Below are 18,698 nucleotides of genomic sequence, written 5' to 3' on the forward strand. Positions count from 1 at the left end.
AGGTTCCTAACCAAATATCCTTTCTCAGGACTTATCTTTACTTAAGTTCAATTTCGGCTCCAGCTTCTTCTAGTTGTTTTTTCAATGCGTCTGCTTCATCTTTAGTCACTCCTTTTTTAAGTTCGCTAGGAGCAGCATCCACTAGATCTTTAGCCTCTTTCAAACCAAGTCCTGTAAGTTCTTTTACAGCTTTAACAACCTGCAATTTGTTAGCACCTGCCGATTTAAGAACAACATCGAATGCTGTTTTTTCTTCTGCAACTTCAGCTGCACCACCGGCAGCAGGAGCAGCAACTGCAACAGCAGCAGCGGCTGGTTCAATACCGTATTCAGTTTTTAGAATTTCAGCTAATTCGCTTACTTCTTTTACTGTCAAATTTACTAGTTGTTCTGCAATAGCTTTGATATCTGCCATTTTTGTATAAATTAAAATTGTTATTATTCTTTTGTTATAAGTAAATTATTTCTTAGACAATGTTTCTAAGACGCCATGGATTGTATTTCCACCCGATTGAAGGGCAGAGATAACATTCTTGGCCGGAGATTGAAGCAATCCGATAACTTCGCCGATAAGTTCGTTCTTGCTCTTGATGTTTTCCAGTGCGGAAAGGTTTTCCGATCCCACATAGAAACTTTCCTGAACATACGCGGCTTTAAGCGCAGGTATTCCTTCTTTTTTGTATTTAGCGATCAGCTTAGCCGGAGCATTAGCCGAATTAGAGAACATGATAGCAGTGTTTCCCTTAAGCGCTGCGTTCAACTCTGAATAATCGCCTTCAAGGCTTTCAAGAGCTTTTTGCAACAGGGTGTTTTTTACAACCATCAGCTTAATTTCCTGCTTAGAACATTCTCTTCTCAATGCGCTTGTTTTAGCAGAATTGAGAGTAGCAATGTCGGTAAGGTAGAAATGCTCGTAGCCTTTGATTGTGGCTGCTATAGTTTCTATGATAGTGCTTTTATCTTCCTTTCTCATAATTTTCAGTCAATTTTTGATTAATTTTCTACTGATTTAGGGTCGATTTTAATACCCGGGCTCATAGTACTTGAAAGACAAACACTTTTTACATAAGTTCCTTTAGCTGCAGTAGGTTTCAGTTTGATAAGCGTGTTGATAAACTCTTTCGCGTTATCTCTGATTTGCTCAGGAGAGAAAGTAACTTTACCGATAGAAGCGTGGATGATTCCGGCTTTGTCTACCTTGAAGTCAATCTTACCCGATTTTACTTCCTGTACGGCTTTAGCAACGTCTACAGTCACAGTTCCGCTCTTTGGGTTAGGCATCAGACCGCGAGGTCCTAAGATACGTCCCAGAGCACCAACTTTACCCATGATAGCAGGCTGAGTGATGATAACATCGATATCAGTCCAGCCACCTTTTATCTTTTCGATATATTCGTCCAGTCCTACATAGTCGGCGCCTGCTTCTTTAGCAGCAGCCTCCGCGTCAGGAGCACATAATACCAAAACTCTAACTTGTTTTCCTGTTCCATGAGGAAGAGATACTACACCTCTTACCATCTGGTTAGCTTTACGTGGGTCTACACCGAGGCGTACATCTATATCTACTGATGCTTCGAATTTAGTTGTAGTGATCTCTTTTACAAGAGCCGTTGCTTCGGTTAATGTATATAGTTTCCCTGCTTCAATTTTGCTGAAAGCTAACTTTTGATTTTTTGTAAGTTTACCCATTTCTAAATTGAAGTTTAATTATTGAACATCCGGGAAAGCCCCTTTTACAGTAATACCCATACTTCTTGCTGTACCAGCAACCATTCTCATGGCTGATTCGACTGTAAAACAGTTAAGGTCGACCATTTTATCTTCGGCGATAGCTTTTACCTGTTCCCAGGTAATTTCTGCTACTTTCTTACGATTTGGTTCGGCCGATCCACTCTTTGTCTTAGCTGCTTCAAGTAATTGAATTGCTACAGGTGGCTGTTTTACAATGAAATCGAAAGACTTATCAGCATAGTAAGTAATTACCACAGGTAATATTTTACCAGCCTTGTCTTGAGTTCTGGCATTAAATTGCTTACAGAAATCCATGATGTTGATACCTTTCGAACCTAACGCAGGCCCTACCGGAGGAGATGGATTTGCTGCACCGCCTTTAATCTGTAATTTTAATTGTCCAGCAATTTCTTTAGCCATTTTTGTTTTAATTTTTAGTTTTTGTTAAAACTTAAGATCGAGCATTCGAATGCGTAACCAGACTTACTGCTCTTTTTCGACTTGCATGTAATTCAATTCGAGCGGAGTTTTCCGTCCGAATATCTTTACCATTACTTTCAGTTTCTTTTTCTCAGCGTTCACTTCTTCAATAATTCCCGAGAATCCGGAGAAAGGACCGTTGGTCACCTTCACGTTTTCGCCGACAATGTATTGAACGTCCATGCCCACTTCCTGCTCGTCCAGTTCGTCCATTGTGCCCAATATGCGGTTTACTTCCGACTGGCTCAACGGCTGGGGATTGGTAGTGTTGGGTAAGAAACCCGCTACGTAATTGATATTACGCAGTTCATGGATCACTTCACCTATCAGGGCGGCTTCAATCAATATGTAGCCGGGAAGGTAAGCTCTTTCTTTAAGAACTTTCTTTCCGTTACGCATGATATAAGTCTTTTCTGTAGGGATAAGAACTTGAGAGATATACTTTCCTAATTCAGTCTTTTTTATCTCAGCCTCAAGATATTCTTTGACTTTATTTTCTTTTCCACTAACAGCACGTAGTACGTACCATTTTTTTTCGATTTCAGTCATAGTTTCTGATGAGGATTACTTAATTTAACAGACCGTAGAAAAGCTTGACAATAGACTCGAATGCAGAATCGATACCCCAGACAATCAGTGCCATGATAATGGAAGCGATCATGACAATAACCGCACTACTGGTAAGTTCTGCCCGACTAGGCCAAGAAACCTTGTATACAAGCTCGTTATAAGAATCTTTTACGTAATTAATTATCTTTTTCATTACTCTCTTTGAGTTTTTTGGCACGGGCGGAGAGATTCGAACTCCCGACATTTGGTTTTGGAGACCAACGCTCTACCACTGAACTACGCCCGTAAATTAAAGTCGGTTATATCGCAAACCGACTTTAGGATATTTGATAAGAAATTTCTTATTCGATAATTTCTGTAATCTGTCCTGCTCCTACTGTACGTCCACCTTCGCGGATAGCGAAACGAAGACCTACGTTACAAGCTACTGGATAGATTAGTTCAACAACGATACTCACGTTGTCACCAGGCATAACCATGTCTGTTCCTTCAGGAAGAGTGATTTCTCCGGTAACGTCTAGCGTACGCAGGTAGAACTGAGGACGATATTTGTTGTGGAATGGAGTGTGACGTCCACCTTCTTCTTTCTTCAGGATATACACCTCAGCTTTGATCTTAGTATGAGGAGTGATTTTTCCCGGGTGAGTGATTACCATACCACGTTTGATCTCTTCTTTGTCGATACCACGAAGCAATAGACCTACGTTGTCACCAGCCTGTCCGTCGTCAAGAATCTTACGGAACATTTCTACTCCTGTAACAACTGATTTTTTTGCTGCAGCTCCAAGACCGATGATTTGTACTTCTTCACCAGTTTTGATTTTACCGGTTTCGATACGGCCTGTTGCTACTGTTCCACGACCTGTGATAGAGAATACGTCTTCAACAGGCATAAGGAATGGTTTGTCAACATCGCGTGGAGGAAGTGGAATCCAAGTATCCACAGCGTTCATGAGTTCCATTACCTGGCTAACCCAAGGCTCAACACCGTTAAGTGCACCTAGAGCAGAACCGCGGATAACCGGAGTATTGTCGCCGTCGAACTCATAGAATGAAAGAAGTTCTCTCATTTCAAGTTCAACAAGTTCAAGCATTTCTTCGTCTTCAACGATATCGCATTTGTTCATGAAAACAACCAGTCTTGGTACGTTTACCTGACGTGCAAGAAGGATGTGCTCACGAGTTTGAGGCATAGGACCATCAGTAGCAGCAACTACGATGATAGCACCGTCCATCTGAGCAGCACCAGTAACCATGTTCTTTACGTAGTCGGCGTGTCCCGGACAGTCAACGTGCGCATAGTGACGGTTAGCTGTTTCATACTCTACGTGAGAAGTATTGATTGTTATACCGCGTTCTTTTTCTTCAGGAGCGTTATCGATAGAATCGAATGAACGAGCTTGAGAAAGACCTTTGTCAGCCAGTACTTTAGTGATAGCAGCAGTCAAAGTAGTTTTACCATGGTCAACGTGACCGATTGTACCGATATTCACGTGCGGTTTCGCCCGGTTAAAATGTTCTTTTGCCATAATTAATCTTCTATTATTTAGTTAAATGTATATATTTAATTCTAATTGAATCCGTTTACAAATAGAGCCCATGACGGGATTTGAACCCGTGACCTCTTCCTTACCAAGGAAGTGCTCTACCACTGAGCTACATTGGCATAAATCTTTCGATTTATTCTTCAATAAAAAATCACCCTTCGTCTTGCTTAACTCAGGTGTTTGTTCTTTATCGAATTAAAAAAGAGAAGCTGAACTCAAAAAACGTTAAACTAAATAGCTTTTCCGTTGTTCTATCTATACTTCTTATTTTATACCTGAGCCTCTTGTCGGATTCGAACCAACGACCCCGAGATTACAAATCACGTGCTCTGGCCAACTGAGCTAAAGAGGCGTAAAAACTAATTTTGCCGTCATTTCTGCTTTTTTCATAGCGAAACGGCGACAAAATTAGAAATTATTTTTTAGAATCACAATACTTTATGTATTTATTTTTCCTTAGTTCTTCGTTTTGGAACATATTCCTCTATCCTTTGGATGGAAAAGGGATGTATAAGAGATTTCTTATTGTTTGATCTGAGCTTTTTCTTTCACTTTCAGTATTTGCTTTTCGAGGGCTTCCACGTTGAGCATTACTGCTTCTTCGAAGGTGTCGGCCACTTTATTGGCAAACAGCTCTCCGTTCTTGATGTTCAGCTTTACCGAAGCTTCCTTGTTGTTTGCTACTTCCGGTTTCACCACCTTGAGAATTACATCTGCGTCTACGATCAGGTCGGAAAATTTATCGAGTTTAGATAGTTTCTTTTCGATAAACTCTTTTAATTGAGCGCTTGCTTCAAAGTGCACAGACTGAATTGCAATATTCATAATATTTCCTCCTTTAATTTTAGGCTCTTGGATGAGCCTTGTTATAAATTTTCTTTAGTTCTTCAAATGAAGTGTGCGTATATATTTCGGTAGCCGCGAGGCTCGAATGTCCAAGTAGTTCTTTTACTGCGTTGATGTCAGCCCCGTCGTTCAGCATGCTGGTGGCAAATGAATGACGCAGGACATGCGGGCTGGTTTTGGATAATGTGGGTACCTGCTTCAGGTTTTCGGTCACAATGCGGTGTACCAGCATGGGATAGAGCTGTTCACCGTCGTTTTTTACAAACAGGTATCCTGATAAATTTTCTATCTGGGTATTCCTTATAGTTATATATTGGCTAAGGAGATCTTTCATGCCGTCGCTGAATGGGATAAGGCGTTGCTTGTTTCGTTTTCCCGTTACCTGTATCGTTTCGGCGCTGAAATCTACCTCCGTATCTTTGAGTCCGATCAGTTCGGCGCGACGGATACCTGTAACGTAAAACAACTCGATCATAATATGGTTTCGCAGCGATTCGAAACTGTCGTCGAAATTCGTTTCATCCAGCACCTTGTCCATATCCCCGTTGTTTACGAACGAAGGGATCGGTTTAGGCGTTTTCGGTCCTGTTATTTTCTTTACCGGATTTGTGGAAACTTCATTTATCCGCAGCAGGTATTTGTAAAATGATTTTAGTGTGCTCAACTTGCGGTTTACCGACCGGGCTGATATTTTCGCTTCCATCAGTGAAACTATCCACATGCGTACGATGTCGCTGTCTACATTCTTGATATCGGTGTCAGGGAAGTGCTGTTGCAGGAACTCAGCGAATTGATGAAGGTCTGTAGAATAAGAAATCTCCGTATGTAAAGAGAAGTTCTTTTCATAACGGAGATATCTTGTATATTTCTCTATTAGTAACATCATCTATCCGAATTGTAATCCTGAATGACGAAGTTAATAATATTATGCGAAAATGGCAATAGCTATTTATTCTTCTTCGCGGTGCATCGCCTGCACGTATACAGCGTGTAATTTTTGTTCTCTTTTTACTACCGACGGCTTGCGGAATTCCTGACGACGTCTAAGTTCTTTTACTACACCTGTTTTTTCGTATTTTCTTTTAAATTTCTTCAAGGCTTTTTCGATATTTTCGCCTTCTTTCAATGGAACAATAATCATAAATGTTATTCTGTTTTTTTATTATTTTTTGTTTTGTTTAATCAATTTAAAGATGTCGCTTTCAGCAGCGGCATATTGTTTATTCAGTATTGTGGATTTTTTATGTATAATAATCTTTCGAACACCGTTACGATGACGGTATTTCATTCACATGATATGTTTTGTTCAAAAGATCATTAAACCTCCCTTCTGTTTTCGGGTTGCAAATTTATTATTTAATTCTTTAGAAACAAAGATTTTATGTGAAATAATTCTTGTCAACGTCAAAAATAGCGCATTTGAGATAGTTAAAATAGAGGCTGAGAAACTGTGGATAAACAATTAATAATCCTCTCCGGTCCAACTACACAACGAAGACCGGAGAGGCTATAATCAGCAGAACAAATCTCGGATTGCTATTTTCACAAACCACAATCGATGATGAAGACAAATTAAAAAGACAAATAATAATCTGCTGAGATTTTTATCATAACCGGTTTGTGTTATTTTTATAGGGTTTTAGTCATTTTGTTTACACCTTACGGGATGCAGGTAGCTGCGCTCGGGCGAATGCCGCCTTACGCGTACGCTATATGTGTTTGACGGGCTTTGGTAACCACCGCTGATGTTGTACTCAAAAAGCCTAGTATATGCATTGCCTGCGCCCGAGGCACTGCTTGTCCACAGCTGGGTTGTTTCCCCGTAATTGTGTACGCTGCCGTTGTATATACTTCCTGTAATTATAATATCGAAGCCGCCTTCTATCGCCGTCAGGCTTTTCCCTGTATACAGTGGGGTAGGTGCTCCCGGCATCATGCATCGTCCTATCATTGCTAAGCCATGGCCTTTGTCGCTGCCCGACCCCCTGAGTGAATTCCGATCGGGAAATGTCGCCGTTTCCCATATACTTTCCCATCCCGTAACGGGAGAGGAGGGGATAAAGCCACTCATATCAGTATCATTGTATGAGCTGTACAGGCTAGCATTATTATATAGCTCTTTTTCCAGTGCGTTCCATTCCCTGTCGCTGGGCAAGTGCCACCCTTCGGGGCAAATACCTTGTATGATGTAATTCCCTTTACTGTCTTTTGTCCCGATATTTGAATCCGATTCCACCTCATCGTTTCCGGGTGCTACACCCGATGCCGTACTCTGAATCTGGTCTGTAGCCGTCGGGGTATATTTTCCGGTTGCGGCTGCCCAGCTGTACAGCATTCCCTGTTTGCGTGCCCATGCTGCCGGTTGAGAAGCGGATAATGTGTTCGACGGATAGGCATATTCCGCATTTGCCGGATTTATACCACCTGTATGTATATTCAATACCGGTGGTGATGCAATATTAGATGCGTAACTTTTTACAGCAAGGTTCTGTATCATCCATACTCCGGCCGAACCGAATCTGCGTGCTTTGAATTCCTTTCCTTCCTGATCTGTAAAGACCATAGTTCTGTCATTGCCGTCGTGAAGAAGTTCCCATCTGTCGCCATGCCAGACATACAAGCCCGGCGGTATAGGAGTGGAATCATCGCAGGGATCGGTAATCTCCTTACCTACATTATATACAACCAGTCCGATATGCGTATTTATTTCGAAATTATCGCCCGGTGTTCCGATAGATGCTGCCAGTTCGGCATCTGTAGAAGGCGTAAGATTATTTATTATTACGCGTGGCATGGACAGGCCGCGCACAGCATTGGTGTTGTCGGCTGTGGGTGCGTATTGTTTCAGGTCGAGTAGCGAACCTTTGTTGGGTTCCATATCTGCCCCGATTGTTACCTGTGCCGATGCATTATTAATAGAAATGATGTATATCAAAAATAAAAATACACCGGCAGCAATTCTGAGACTTCTCTGTTTCATTTGTTTGTGATTAGTTGAATTGAATATATTTAAAGTGCTAAAGGTTTATTAGTATGGAGAGAGTATCAGGCTCTTTTTTAATCATCTTTTTTACAACGTACAGATTGTAACATATACTTATATGTATGCAAGCGCATTACCTGTCCGAAATCATATGTAAAGCCTCTGGTCCATGCTCCATTGACTATACCGCTACTTGTCCAGAATCTTGCCGAGCCATAATAAGTATGCATCATAGGGCCCATACCCCAGCCTACACACATAACGTTAAATCCTCCTAAGGCAGGTTCTTTGCTGTAGCCATATGAATAAACCGAGAAATTGGCTTCGAAATCTCTTACCGGACATATCTCTTTGAAGACTCCGGCATAACCCTCATTCATAATAGAACTTCCTCCGCGCCAGCCTCTAGCGGTTTCGAAATTGGGATTCCACGTTGCAGGATTAAAAGTGTTGATAAGGTCATCCGTATAGTCGCTGTATTTTTTCGGATTATTGTAGAGTTCCCGTTCCAGTTCGTTCCATTCCCTGTCGGTAGGCAAGTGCCATCCTTCAGGGCAAATGCCTTGTATTTTTCCGTTTTTAGCGCCGGACGTTGTTTCGTAAATGCTTTCGATTTCATTTGGTCCGGCAGGAAGTTCGAGACCGGGTGTCGCCTGCCCCTGATTGAGTATGTAGGACTCATTCAGGTTTGTAGCGGCGTACCATGAATAAAGTACTCCCTGTTCGGAATACCACGGCTGTCCATAAGCAGCGTGTCTGATAGGAGGTGTGCCCCATCCTTCAGCACCAACTTTCCTTATAGTATCGTTTTGCGTGGGATTGACAACGTGGATATAGCGTGGATAGCCATATACCCGCGCCGAAGTATTGCGGGTAGCCAGACTGTCGCCGCTATATACTCCTAGTGGTGCGCCTCCCATATTATCTGCATAACGTGTGGCTGCCAGATTGGTAGTCATCCATCGCCCGGCATTACCGAACGATGCCGAGTAGAACCTGTTGTCTGACTGATCTTTGTGATAAAGAACCTTGTCCTGCCAGTCTGATACAGGAATGGCATCGCCATCCTGAATGGAGGAAAGATCGGGTAGGCCTGCACATTGGATAAGTGTGACGACGATGGAGTCGAAGCGATGATTGGGTGCAGGGATACTATCATAGAATGTTAAGGTAGCTGCTGTTTTGTACTGGTTCCTTTCAGCCACATAGCTGTCGGATGAACTGTTTGTTCTTACCGATCGATTGTTTCTTATCGGTGTATAACGTTGGAGTGTCGGCTCGTTGCCATAAGCAACGTTATAGTTAGTCACTTCTTTCCCCCCTTTAGACGGAATTACGATATTGCTAATGATATTGGGGGTTACTACCCTGTATTTGCTTGTCCATGAAGCGTTGGAAGCGATATCGAAAAAGAAATAATTAGCACTCCATCCGGGAAATGTTTGAGTATCTATAACAGTTATCAGATGCCTGAAACTTGTCCTGTTTCTGTAAGGTGACCATTGATGTGTGCTATTATCGACTGTGAGAGCGTAGTTGGTCTGATTAAGTACAAATGTCCTTTCTGCCGAGTCGCCGCATTCGTCCTGCGATGTTGTAAACTTTATGGTTGTTTCGCGGCTTTGCCATGGTTTATTGATAATATCTACTACATTGCTCATATTATTGAGGCCGAAACTGAAGTTGGTCGGATTTGTACTTAGCGGAGTCGTCCATCCCGAAGGGGGATTGGAAGAAAAAGAGAGGCCTCCGCCAACTGTATTCGTTATGTTTGTAATGGAGGTGGTAAGGCCGGCGGATTTCCATGCGATTTTCATGTTCTGAGTAGAAGCCAGCGGTGATTGTCTTCCCAATCCGCTAAGAATCGGAATAATAGTCTTGGTCCCCGGCATTTTGGTTTCGTCGTTCCACAAGATTTCCGCCACTTCTATCCCTTCATTCCTTGTGAGTTGTTCCCATTCGTTACCTTTCCAAATATATACTCCTTTGGCAAAACCCTGACATTGGTTCAGGTTGTATACAATAAGTCCTACATGTCTTTTGTCTTCTTCCTGTTTTTGCAATGCTGTCTGGTAGTCGCTGTTGGGGGTTCCCGAGCCGGGAGTATTTTCCAACATGGGATAAAGATTGTTTTTGTCGGTCAGTTTGACCCTTGGTAATGCAAGTCCCTTTGATGATGTGACCATATTATGATCGTTCGTATATTCTTTAAGGTCGAGTAGTGAACCGCTATTCGGATTTTTATTAGATCCTACTGTTACCTGTGCCTGCAACCCATAAAAGGTCATCCATAAAAGTGTTAATAATGTAATCTTTACAAATTTCATAGCAAGTATGTTTTGTGTACGTGTCTGTTAAATCAGAATGAAGTAAGTAACCGGAGCTAGTTTGTCGGATTGTAGGTGTTGTTGCCTTCAATATTTGTATGTTCCTTACGTGTCTTCTTTTCTTTACCGCAGACCAAAGGAAATATGCTTTTTTTTTAGAACAAAAAAAAAGTGATATTATCCCCTGAAATTGTGACGAATGGTAATATTTATATCATTCGTCACATGCTCTTTGTGACGAATGAGCAAGGGTGTTTTCGGGTAATTGGAGAGTTACAAGGCTTTTTATTGTTTTAAGATACGACCTCGATACCGGTATTTCGGCATTGGTTTTAGTGAGAGTAAGAGTGTAGGTCTGTGACTGACTGCGGATATTACAGATATAAGATGTATTGACAATATATGTCCGGTGGCATCTTGCAATTGAGAAATGTTTGCACAATATTTCGGTCATATTGGATATTGTTGCTCTCGACGATTTGCGCCGGACTTCATTGTTGTCTATATAGAAAATGATTACATAATTGCCTTGAGCTTCGGCATAAAGAAAATCTTGAGGAATGATTTCCAGTTTTTCTCTTGCATTGATTGTTATAGAAATAATATCTTCCCTCTCTTCGGTTTCCTCGATACAAGAAATTTCACTACTAGTAATGGCTTCATCCTGTTTCTCTGTGGCCCAAGTCTGCTTCACCTGAATAAAAATAATCAATGTGGGAACGATAGCGATAAACCATGCTATAGGAAACCAGAAGAACATCAGTTCGGTTCTTGTATGAATGATATTGGGGCATTCTTTCAGATAAATAGAATAGACATAATAAGTGGTGGCCGGAATGCTGAGAGAGGAAATGAATAAGCCGTAAGACAGGAGCTTATATATTTTCCAATTCTCCGGATTATAGAATTTTTTGAATATACGGGGGAAAATGTAAACGACAATAATTGCCGAAATGGTAGTGATAAGGGTAATTATAATAACAACCTTAAGCTTGTAGGTTATGGAACTGAGTCCCAGTGGTTCGAGTATATAAGTAAGCAGAAAAATCCATACAGTTGGTGCAGCTACTATAAGCCAGTTCTTATGGTAGTAGGGAAAAGGTTGTTTCAGGTAGTCTATAATATTTTTCATTATGACAGAATATACCAATCAATTAAATCTGGGCTATAAAATTATGTTAGCTTATAATGGATTATTGTCTTATATCAGGATAAGGCGTAACTTCTCTTTACAATAATGTTATATTTATTGACCCGCTCTTGTTGCTTCGAGTAGCAAATATAATATTAAAAATATAAGATAGCAACTAATTGTTTCTAAAAGAAACTACTATAATGCAGCTGGCTGGGTTTTGTATAGAAACTCGTCTAATTTGTTTATGGGCAAAATAAAAAAAGTAAAGCTTTGGTATTATTCTTTTCTCATTCTGATATGTGGTATGCCGTCTTCCATATATGTATCGGATACTTTGACGAAGCCATGGCTTTCGTAGAAGCGTTGCAGGCGTTCCTGAGCCGAGATAAGGATAACTCTTTCAGTTAATAAGACATTTGCCAGTTCAATCGCTTTTATCATAAGGTCGTGCCCGTATCCGTATTGCCTGTATTCCTGCGCTACTATCACACGTCCGATGCTGGCCTCTTCGAAATAATCGCCTGCGCTGAATATACGGCAGTAAGCAATGAGTTTACCGTCGATATAACCGTGAAGATGTACAGCTTTCTGGTCTTTATAGTCCATATCCAGATAGGGGGCATCCTGTTCGAGTACAAATACCTTGCATCTGAGATGCAATATTTCGTATAGCTCATCTGTCGATAGTTCGTCGAAGCGGCTGACTTTCCAGCTTATATCTTTTTTCATTGTTTCTTTACTTTAGAGGGCAAAGATAAGTATTTTGGAAAGAAATTTATTTATAAAATTGAAACAGGCTGTTACATACTAACTTAAATCCGTATTTTTACATTTTCAAGATTTACTCATATGGATAATATCAAAAAGATAAAGAGGACGGCGCGGGTTGCTGCCGTACTTTCTAAATACGGATTTGAAACACTGGTAACACAGACAGACCTGAAAAAACTTATCCCCGATGCCTACATCGAGCATAGCGAAAAGCGTAAAGAAGCTTTTTCGCTCAGTATCTACGAGCGTATACGCATGGTACTGGAAGAACTGGGCCCCGCTTATGTAAAACTGGGACAACTGATGAGTAACCGCGACGACCTGCTGCCGGAAGAATTGATCGTAGAATTGCAGAAACTGCAGGATCAGGTGCAGGCGAAAGATATAGATTTACGCGCCACACTGAAAGAAGAACTGGGAATAGAGCCCGACGATATATTCGAGGAAATAGATTTAGAACCGATAGCTGCCGCCTCACTGTCGCAGGTATATACTGCCGTAATGAGGGAAGGACAGAAGAAAATTATAATTAAAGTAAAAAGAAAAGGCATCCGTGAAATAATAGAGGCGGATATCCTTATCATGAAAGATTTGGCTAGTATCCTCGAAAAATATTATGATGCAGCAAGAAAAGTCGGATTATATAATATTGTCTGCACGTTTGAAAAAGCCGTGATAACCGAGTTGTCCTTTACGCAGGAGTTGGCAAATATCGAGCGTTTCAGAATTAACTTCAAGAATAACGATACAATATATGTGCCCGCCACTTACAAGGAACTTTCCAACAGTAATATATTATGCATGGAGTTTATCGACGGCATAAAAGTATCTGATAAGCAGCAACTGCTGGACAGCGGACTGGATACGAAAGTACTTGCCGAACGGATTGTCGACCTGTATCTGAAGCAGATTATCGACTACGGATTTTTTCATGCAGACCCGCATTCGGGGAATATATTTATTCTGCCCGACGGTAAAGTTGTCTTTATCGATTACGGTTCGGTAGGTAAACTGTTGCCGAAAGATAAGGAGAATCTGGGCGATTTTGTTATCTATGCTCTCCGCAAGGATGTGAAGCGGCTTATCCGCATCATTAAGAAGGTAGCTGTAAGGTATAGTATAAAGAATGAGGAACAGTTGGGGCGTGACCTATATGAACTGCTATATATAATGGATAATACTTCCATAAAAGAACTCGACCTGAAAGATATAGCGAAAATGGTTTCCCGCCTGCTGAATGAAAATGAAACCATACTGCCCGATTATATATACCTGCTTGTGAGAGGGATTATCCTACTCGAAGGCATTGGTCGCGAATTGGGTATAGAAACCAATATAATCGAGAATGTAAAGCCTTATGGTATAAAGTTGATGAAGCAACGGCTGAATCCGAAACATCTCACCAATAAAGTCCTCGATAAGCTTTACGATATGGGCGACAGGCTCGAAGAACTACCGGAAGATATTCATTCTCTCGTTCAGAAGGTGAATAACAACGATCTGGAGATAAATCACAGATTGAAAGGCCTCACAGATATCCGCAATACCATGAATCATCTGGTTATCGCCGTTATTATCGCCGCCTCTACTATCGGCTCGGCTATACTTATACAGGCAGCAATGCCGCCTACTGCATGGGGTGTATCGGTGCTGGGCTTTCTCGGATTCTTGGTTTCCGGTATAATGGGAGTGATTGTTATACTCTCCATTTTGCGGAATAAGAAGTCGGACTGACGCCTACTTTTTGAAAACCAGATATACGGCTGCGATAAGAAAAGCGAATGCCAGCAGGTGATTCCATTTGAAAGCTTCCGTCTTGAAAGCCAATGTGCTGAACAGGACAAATACGGTAAGGGTAATCACTTCCTGTATAATCTTCAATTGCATAAGCGAAAACGGGCCGCCGTTGCCCTCAAAACCTAATCTGTTGGCAGGAACCTGAAAACAATATTCGAAAAATGCTATTCCCCAACTGATAAAAATTACTCCTGCAAGCGGCAAGGCTGCAAACCATGAGTATTCCTTCATTTTGAGGTGTCCGTACCATGCAAATGTCATAAAGACATTGGATACGATAAGTAAAAGTACTGTATATAAGCCCGCTAAGTTCATATTCTACTAATTCGTTATATTCGTTTTTTGCGATGCAAAAGTAAAGCAAATTCTGATATCTGCATCATCTTATAATTTAAATTTCTTATCTTTGAAACCATTAATTATAAGGAATAGTTTATGAAAACGATCTTTATTTATATAGTGCTTTCCCTATGCTGTCTGCCGGCCTTGTATTCACAGACGCTGGCCGAAGCTAAGGCGCTTTACCTCAAGGGTGAATATGCGCAGGCATTGCCCGTATTCGAAGCCGAATATGCCGCCAAACCAAAGGATGCGAATATAAATCAATGGTACGGTGTCTGCCTGTACGAAACAGGCGGAGATATAGCTCTGGCTGAAAAATGCCTGTTGGTAGCATCACAGAAAAAAATACAGGATTCATTTTATTACCTCGGACAGATATATACAGATCAGTTCCGCTTTACAGAAGCTGAAGAAAATTTCGACAAGTATGAATCACTGTTGAAGAAGAAAGACGACGATGCCCGTGCCCGCCTCGAAGAAAGACGGAAGTATATGTCGCGTATGCACCGTGTGGTATCCAATACGGAAGATATACAGATTATCGACAGCATGGTAGTGAATAAGTCCGATTTCCTTTCGGCTTATAAGCTGAGCCTCAGTTCGGGGCGCATCGATTATTTCAATAAGGTCTTTACCTCGAATAAGCCTGTGGATGCAACCGTTTATTTCAATGAGAAGGAAACAAAAATATATTATTCGCAACCCGATAAAAACGGTTCTTATTCATTGTATTCGATGGAAAAGCTGCTGGATGAATTCGGTAATGAAAAGAAATTGTCACCAAATAATTTCAATCTCACCGGAGATATCAATTATCCATATATGATGACCGATGGCGTTACTATTTATTTCGCAGCCAAAGATTATGAAACACTGGGCGGATACGACCTCTTTGTATCTCGTTACAATATGAATAACGATACATATCTGGCGCCGGAACGACTGAATATGCCTTTCAACTCTGTATACAACGACTATATGATGGTGGTTGATGAAGAAAAAAATGTAGGATGGTTTGCTTCCGACAGATTCCAACCAGAGGGGAAAGTATGTGTGTATACTTTTATCCCTAACAATGTGGTGAAAATCGTACAAAGCGAAGATGAAAAATATGTAGCCGACAGGGCGCGTATAACATCGATAAAGGACTCGTGGGCAAAGGGCCAAAATTACTCGCAGCTGATCGCTTTAGCACGCAAAGCGCCTAAAGAAGAAGTGAAAGTGGTACACGACTTTGTTTTTGTAATTAACGATGCCAATACATATTACAAATTGGCTGATTTCAAAAACAAAACGGCACGCGATACTTACTACAGGGTAGTGCAAATGAAGTCTGATCTGAAATCGACAACCGATAAACTAAACGCGCTCAGGGATACATACAGCAAGGCTTCGGCAGAAGTAAGGCGCACAATGGCTACCGAAATACTCGACATGGAACGCAAGCAGGAACAACTGCGTAGCCAGATACAGCCGCTGGAAATGCAGGCCCGTAATCAGGAAATACAGAATCAGTAAGAAGCAAAATATTACATAAATATGGGGTAAAGCATGGATGTGCTTTACCCCGTATTCATTTTTGACGCGGCATTATTTATGCGACCTGCCCAAATAATAAGATAAAATGAGTGAGCCTGCCTGTATGGCAATTAATGCCCAGATCATATTCTGTCTTCTGTTTTTTCTTTTCAGCGCTTTCAGTTCTTTGTCATGCTTGTCATCAAATTCAAAATCTTCCATAAGTATATCTTTTTTATTATTTAATCAACTGTTAATATATAGAGTTTATCTTATATCAACAATCCAACTAACATTTTTGATTTGAGAAAAAGTTAATTTTTTTATTTTGATAGTAAAAATGGTATGATATTGAGGTTTTTAAGTATTTTATTTTTGAAAGTTTATCTATATTGTTTTATAGCTTTTAGCTATTACTTATAATTTAGTTATATATGTTTTTAAACACCATGAATATTTATCACAAGATTTGCATGCTTTAAAAATGTAAAGTATATTTGTCTTTTAGTAAAGTTTATTTTACAATTTTAATCTGATATAATATGAATAATAAATTACGTTTATTTCCGCATTATTTTAAGTACATAGGGATTGCCCTTTGTTTTATAAATCCTGTGTCATTTTTCTTTTTATTGAATACTGTTTTTAAGGGAGTGGATATAGATCTTATTAAGTTCTTTTCTTTTAGCTTGTTAACATTGGGATTGTCATTTATAGCCTTTGCCCGCGAGAGGGTGGAAGACGAAATGATGGTATCGATACGCTTACAGGCGATAGTATTTGCTTTTATTTTTTCCGTCTTTTATTTTTCCTTTATGAAACCATTGATGAGCTTTCTTCTCGAAGGAACTATATCTCAGGTAAATTCTAATGGTATAATAAGTACAATGTTAGTGGCTTATATCCTAATATTTTACTTTCTAAAATGGCGGCTTAAATGAAAAATACTATAAAACTGGAACGTGCGCGACTGAACTTCACCCAGCAGGAACTGGCCCGACAAGTAGGAGTTTCGCGTCAGACTATCAACTCGATAGAAGCCTGTCGCTATATTCCCTCTACGGTCTTGGCTCTTAAATTGTCTGCTGCTTTCGGCAAGCCTGTAAATGAAATATTTGAACTGGAAGATGAGGATTAATTCGGGTATGAAATGTGTTACTTTTGTTACCTTTTAACATTTTATCTTGCAAAGACGCAAGGACGCAAAGATATGTTGTTAACTGATAACTGTTGACTGACAACTGAATTATCCGTTACTTTCGTTACTTTTTAACTAAACATAGTTAATATATGTAAATAATATGGGTGCTTATATCACTAACAAAAGAATGACTATAGGGATAGCGGGGAGAGAACGGGCAAGGTAATAGGAGAAGCCTTTGGATTTCGGAGTAGAATTATTCCCGAGTGACAATTCACCTGAAGACTTGTATGCCTGCCATCCCGGATCGGCGTTATCATTATAACTCCAAAAATCTTCTACCGTAGAGTCGGGGAAGTAGAAGAGTTCCTGACAATAGCCGCTCAGTCTTCTCTTCTTTACTTTAATAGGATTAACAGAACCGATGCAGTCTACATCGCAATGATATACTATATCTTCTTCGATGCCATATTCGTTGACGGCACGGAACTTATAGTAGGTATAGCATTCTTTCATGTAATACTTGCCGTTGGCAGCTTTGGCAAATTCGAAACGGCCGATTTTTCTCAGTACCTGAACAAGTTTGCCCATGTAGCGCTTGGCAGGTTGAGAAGCTAGGACAGAATCGACAGATTCGATTTCCATTGACTTTATAGTCATATCGTCTTTGTTGATGAGTACTTGGCCGTTTGCCCAGCCATCTTTTCCTATCAGCGGTTCTATGTTAAGGATTATAAGCGAGCTGTCCGATGTGAAAGACCTGCTGGTTTCATTGTTGACGCTTTTGCCGAACGAAAGCAAGTGGGAAGCATGGTATTCCGCCCCGTAGAGCTCGGATGTGGGAGTGACCGATTTTTGAAGCCTTCTGATGTCTACAATGTTGTATATGTAAGGTATACGCTCTTTCTTCAGGCTCTTTTTCAGTGTCTTTTCGTCGAGGGAAGTAGTGTATTTCAGGTATATCTCATTTTGCAGGGTGTCGGTAGTTTTGGTTTGAAGGAAGTGTAGCAGATATCCGATTGAAGTTCCGGTTACGAGATTCTTCTTGGTATTAAGCATTACTTCTTCCAGCAGTTTATCTGCATCATAAGGACTGATAACTACCGGAGCCAACGATACAGGATTGAGCTCCATAACGACAATGGATTGTCTTTGCAAGGTGGCTTTAAGTACAGACTTTGATTTGTAGCCGATGCATTGGAAATAGATGATATCCTCGCTGTTGGCAGGAATCGAAAACTGTCCTTTATGGTCTGTATAGGCATAGTCTTTGGAAGTAGCGCCGTATTGGACGATAACATCAGGCACGGGCTTGTTCGTATCCTTGTCTATAACTGTTCCTTGTATGGAGGTTTGGGCACTGATAGTTATACTGGATAACAGAAGGAGTATGATTGTTTCTATTCTCTTCATTACGCTTTCCGGTTTTTAAGTATGAACGGATATATTGTCATGATATTTTATGGCAAAAATGAATAAGAGTTAATTAAGATATTATATTGCCTGTGTG

Annotated in this window: 21 protein-coding genes and 3 tRNA genes; 4 read left to right on the forward strand and 20 right to left on the reverse strand. The window is 40.6% G+C overall.

Features of this window, described 5'->3' with window-relative positions; translation table 11 throughout:
• Nucleotides 1–37: 37 nt before the first annotated feature.
• From rplL to K348_RS0104680, 17 genes are all read right to left on the reverse strand, one after another.
• Nucleotides 38–415 (reverse strand): 50S ribosomal protein L7/L12, encoded by a 378-nt coding sequence (rplL, locus tag K348_RS0104595; protein ID WP_029903373.1) that lies wholly within the window; start codon nt 413–415, stop codon nt 38–40.
• A gap of 45 nt (nt 416–460) precedes the next feature.
• The gene (gene rplJ / locus K348_RS0104600; protein ID WP_029903375.1) at nt 461–973 is read right to left on the reverse strand and encodes a 50S ribosomal protein L10; all 513 of its coding nucleotides are present in this window, start codon (nt 971–973) and stop codon (nt 461–463) included.
• A gap of 20 nt (nt 974–993) precedes the next feature.
• Entirely contained in the window at nt 994–1,689 is a 696-nt protein-coding gene (rplA, locus tag K348_RS0104605) for a 50S ribosomal protein L1 (protein WP_029903377.1), read from the reverse strand.
• A gap of 18 nt (nt 1,690–1,707) precedes the next feature.
• Complete coding sequence (gene rplK, locus K348_RS0104610) at nt 1,708–2,151, reverse strand: 50S ribosomal protein L11 (protein ID WP_029903379.1); 444 nt, start codon at nt 2,149–2,151, stop codon at nt 1,708–1,710.
• A gap of 63 nt (nt 2,152–2,214) precedes the next feature.
• Nucleotides 2,215–2,760: a transcription termination/antitermination protein NusG gene (nusG, locus tag K348_RS0104615; RefSeq protein ID WP_029903381.1), complete on the reverse strand. Its 546-nt coding sequence runs from the start codon at nt 2,758–2,760 to the stop codon at nt 2,215–2,217.
• A gap of 19 nt (nt 2,761–2,779) precedes the next feature.
• Nucleotides 2,780–2,974, reverse strand: a complete 195-nt coding sequence (gene secE / locus K348_RS0104620) for a preprotein translocase subunit SecE (protein WP_029903383.1) — start codon at nt 2,972–2,974, stop codon at nt 2,780–2,782.
• A gap of 18 nt (nt 2,975–2,992) precedes the next feature.
• A tRNA-Trp gene (locus K348_RS0104625) sits at nt 2,993–3,067 on the reverse strand.
• 55 nt (nt 3,068–3,122) lie between these two features.
• The gene (gene tuf, locus K348_RS0104630; protein WP_029903384.1) at nt 3,123–4,310 is read right to left on the reverse strand and encodes an elongation factor Tu; all 1,188 of its coding nucleotides are present in this window, start codon (nt 4,308–4,310) and stop codon (nt 3,123–3,125) included.
• 65 nt (nt 4,311–4,375) lie between these two features.
• Nucleotides 4,376–4,447: transfer RNA gene (locus K348_RS0104635), tRNA-Thr, on the reverse strand.
• 159 nt (nt 4,448–4,606) lie between these two features.
• Nucleotides 4,607–4,680, reverse strand: a tRNA-Thr gene (locus tag K348_RS0104640).
• Between the two features lie 170 nt (nt 4,681–4,850).
• Nucleotides 4,851–5,153 (reverse strand): ribosome hibernation-promoting factor, HPF/YfiA family, encoded by a 303-nt coding sequence (hpf, locus tag K348_RS0104645; RefSeq protein ID WP_029903385.1) that lies wholly within the window; start codon nt 5,151–5,153, stop codon nt 4,851–4,853.
• A gap of 19 nt (nt 5,154–5,172) precedes the next feature.
• Nucleotides 5,173–6,060 carry a tyrosine-type recombinase/integrase gene (locus K348_RS0104650; RefSeq protein WP_029903387.1) on the reverse strand — a complete coding sequence of 296 codons (888 nt, stop codon included), beginning with the start codon at nt 6,058–6,060 and terminating at the stop codon, nt 5,173–5,175.
• Nucleotides 6,061–6,123: 63 nt separating this feature from the next.
• Nucleotides 6,124–6,315, reverse strand: coding sequence for a 30S ribosomal protein S21 (gene rpsU, locus K348_RS0104655; protein ID WP_029903390.1), 192 nt, complete (start codon nt 6,313–6,315; stop codon nt 6,124–6,126).
• 498 nt (nt 6,316–6,813) lie between these two features.
• The gene (locus K348_RS0104665; RefSeq protein ID WP_029903392.1) at nt 6,814–8,154 is read right to left on the reverse strand and encodes an FISUMP domain-containing protein; all 1,341 of its coding nucleotides are present in this window, start codon (nt 8,152–8,154) and stop codon (nt 6,814–6,816) included.
• Nucleotides 8,155–8,231: 77 nt separating this feature from the next.
• Nucleotides 8,232–10,484, reverse strand: a complete 2,253-nt coding sequence (locus tag K348_RS0104670) for an FISUMP domain-containing protein (protein ID WP_081852514.1) — start codon at nt 10,482–10,484, stop codon at nt 8,232–8,234.
• 214 nt (nt 10,485–10,698) lie between these two features.
• Nucleotides 10,699–11,616, reverse strand: a complete 918-nt coding sequence (locus K348_RS0104675; RefSeq protein WP_029903396.1) for a LytTR family DNA-binding domain-containing protein — start codon at nt 11,614–11,616, stop codon at nt 10,699–10,701.
• A 279-nt stretch (nt 11,617–11,895) separates the two neighbouring features.
• The gene (locus tag K348_RS0104680) at nt 11,896–12,348 is read right to left on the reverse strand and encodes a GNAT family N-acetyltransferase (protein ID WP_029903398.1); all 453 of its coding nucleotides are present in this window, start codon (nt 12,346–12,348) and stop codon (nt 11,896–11,898) included.
• Nucleotides 12,349–12,468: 120 nt separating this feature from the next.
• On the opposite strand from K348_RS0104680, the gene K348_RS0104685 reads away from it, so the two are divergent.
• A complete protein-coding gene (locus K348_RS0104685; protein WP_029903400.1) occupies nt 12,469–14,124 on the forward strand; it encodes an AarF/ABC1/UbiB kinase family protein in 1,656 nt (551 codons plus the stop codon).
• A gap of 3 nt (nt 14,125–14,127) precedes the next feature.
• Here the strand turns inward: K348_RS0104685 and K348_RS0104690 are convergent, their stop codons facing one another.
• Nucleotides 14,128–14,502 carry a DMT family protein gene (locus K348_RS0104690; protein ID WP_029903402.1) on the reverse strand — a complete coding sequence of 125 codons (375 nt, stop codon included), beginning with the start codon at nt 14,500–14,502 and terminating at the stop codon, nt 14,128–14,130.
• Nucleotides 14,503–14,622: 120 nt separating this feature from the next.
• On the opposite strand from K348_RS0104690, the gene K348_RS0104695 reads away from it, so the two are divergent.
• Complete coding sequence (locus K348_RS0104695) at nt 14,623–16,047, forward strand: tetratricopeptide repeat protein (protein ID WP_029903404.1); 1,425 nt, start codon at nt 14,623–14,625, stop codon at nt 16,045–16,047.
• A gap of 72 nt (nt 16,048–16,119) precedes the next feature.
• Here K348_RS0104695 and K348_RS19290 read toward each other — a convergent pair whose 3' ends face one another.
• Nucleotides 16,120–16,269, reverse strand: coding sequence for a hypothetical protein (locus tag K348_RS19290; RefSeq protein WP_197027631.1), 150 nt, complete (start codon nt 16,267–16,269; stop codon nt 16,120–16,122).
• Nucleotides 16,270–16,589: 320 nt separating this feature from the next.
• Between K348_RS19290 and K348_RS0104705 the strand changes: the two genes are divergently transcribed.
• Nucleotides 16,590–16,988, forward strand: coding sequence for a hypothetical protein (locus K348_RS0104705; protein ID WP_029903406.1), 399 nt, complete (start codon nt 16,590–16,592; stop codon nt 16,986–16,988).
• A complete protein-coding gene (locus K348_RS0104710; RefSeq protein WP_029903408.1) occupies nt 16,985–17,185 on the forward strand; it encodes a helix-turn-helix transcriptional regulator in 201 nt (66 codons plus the stop codon). The genes K348_RS0104705 and K348_RS0104710 overlap by 4 nt, the downstream gene beginning before the upstream one ends.
• 171 nt (nt 17,186–17,356) lie before the next feature.
• Here the strand turns inward: K348_RS0104710 and K348_RS0104715 are convergent, their stop codons facing one another.
• Nucleotides 17,357–18,601 carry a carboxypeptidase-like regulatory domain-containing protein gene (locus K348_RS0104715; RefSeq protein WP_029903409.1) on the reverse strand — a complete coding sequence of 415 codons (1,245 nt, stop codon included), beginning with the start codon at nt 18,599–18,601 and terminating at the stop codon, nt 17,357–17,359.
• Between the last annotated feature and the right edge of the window lie 97 nt (nt 18,602–18,698).

The organism is Prevotella sp. 10(H) (genome assembly GCF_000711235.1).
Classification (GTDB): Bacteria; Bacteroidota; Bacteroidia; order Bacteroidales; family Dysgonomonadaceae; genus Dysgonomonas.

Excerpts from the sequence above, each read along its gene's own strand:
- rplL (WP_029903373.1), bottom strand. The coding sequence starts at position 415 with ATGGCAGATATCAAAGCTATTGCAGAACAACTAGTAAATTTGACAGTA.
- rplJ (WP_029903375.1), bottom strand. The coding sequence starts at position 973 with ATGAGAAAGGAAGATAAAAGCACTATCATAGAAACTATAGCAGCCACA.
- rplA (WP_029903377.1), bottom strand. The coding sequence starts at position 1,689 with ATGGGTAAACTTACAAAAAATCAAAAGTTAGCTTTCAGCAAAATTGAA.
- rplK (WP_029903379.1), bottom strand. The coding sequence starts at position 2,151 with ATGGCTAAAGAAATTGCTGGACAATTAAAATTACAGATTAAAGGCGGT.
- nusG (WP_029903381.1), bottom strand. The coding sequence starts at position 2,760 with ATGACTGAAATCGAAAAAAAATGGTACGTACTACGTGCTGTTAGTGGA.
- secE (WP_029903383.1), bottom strand. The coding sequence starts at position 2,974 with ATGAAAAAGATAATTAATTACGTAAAAGATTCTTATAACGAGCTTGTA.
- tuf (WP_029903384.1), bottom strand. The coding sequence starts at position 4,310 with ATGGCAAAAGAACATTTTAACCGGGCGAAACCGCACGTGAATATCGGT.
- hpf (WP_029903385.1), bottom strand. The coding sequence starts at position 5,153 with ATGAATATTGCAATTCAGTCTGTGCACTTTGAAGCAAGCGCTCAATTA.
- K348_RS0104650 (WP_029903387.1), bottom strand. The coding sequence starts at position 6,060 with ATGATGTTACTAATAGAGAAATATACAAGATATCTCCGTTATGAAAAG.
- rpsU (WP_029903390.1), bottom strand. The coding sequence starts at position 6,315 with ATGATTATTGTTCCATTGAAAGAAGGCGAAAATATCGAAAAAGCCTTG.
- K348_RS0104665 (WP_029903392.1), bottom strand. The coding sequence starts at position 8,154 with ATGAAACAGAGAAGTCTCAGAATTGCTGCCGGTGTATTTTTATTTTTG.
- K348_RS0104670 (WP_081852514.1), bottom strand. The coding sequence starts at position 10,484 with ATGAAATTTGTAAAGATTACATTATTAACACTTTTATGGATGACCTTT.
- K348_RS0104675 (WP_029903396.1), bottom strand. The coding sequence starts at position 11,616 with ATGAAAAATATTATAGACTACCTGAAACAACCTTTTCCCTACTACCAT.
- K348_RS0104680 (WP_029903398.1), bottom strand. The coding sequence starts at position 12,348 with ATGAAAAAAGATATAAGCTGGAAAGTCAGCCGCTTCGACGAACTATCG.
- K348_RS0104685 (WP_029903400.1), top strand. The coding sequence starts at position 12,469 with ATGGATAATATCAAAAAGATAAAGAGGACGGCGCGGGTTGCTGCCGTA.
- K348_RS0104690 (WP_029903402.1), bottom strand. The coding sequence starts at position 14,502 with ATGAACTTAGCGGGCTTATATACAGTACTTTTACTTATCGTATCCAAT.
- K348_RS0104695 (WP_029903404.1), top strand. The coding sequence starts at position 14,623 with ATGAAAACGATCTTTATTTATATAGTGCTTTCCCTATGCTGTCTGCCG.
- K348_RS19290 (WP_197027631.1), bottom strand. The coding sequence starts at position 16,269 with ATGGAAGATTTTGAATTTGATGACAAGCATGACAAAGAACTGAAAGCG.
- K348_RS0104705 (WP_029903406.1), top strand. The coding sequence starts at position 16,590 with ATGAATAATAAATTACGTTTATTTCCGCATTATTTTAAGTACATAGGG.
- K348_RS0104710 (WP_029903408.1), top strand. The coding sequence starts at position 16,985 with ATGAAAAATACTATAAAACTGGAACGTGCGCGACTGAACTTCACCCAG.
- K348_RS0104715 (WP_029903409.1), bottom strand. The coding sequence starts at position 18,601 with ATGAAGAGAATAGAAACAATCATACTCCTTCTGTTATCCAGTATAACT.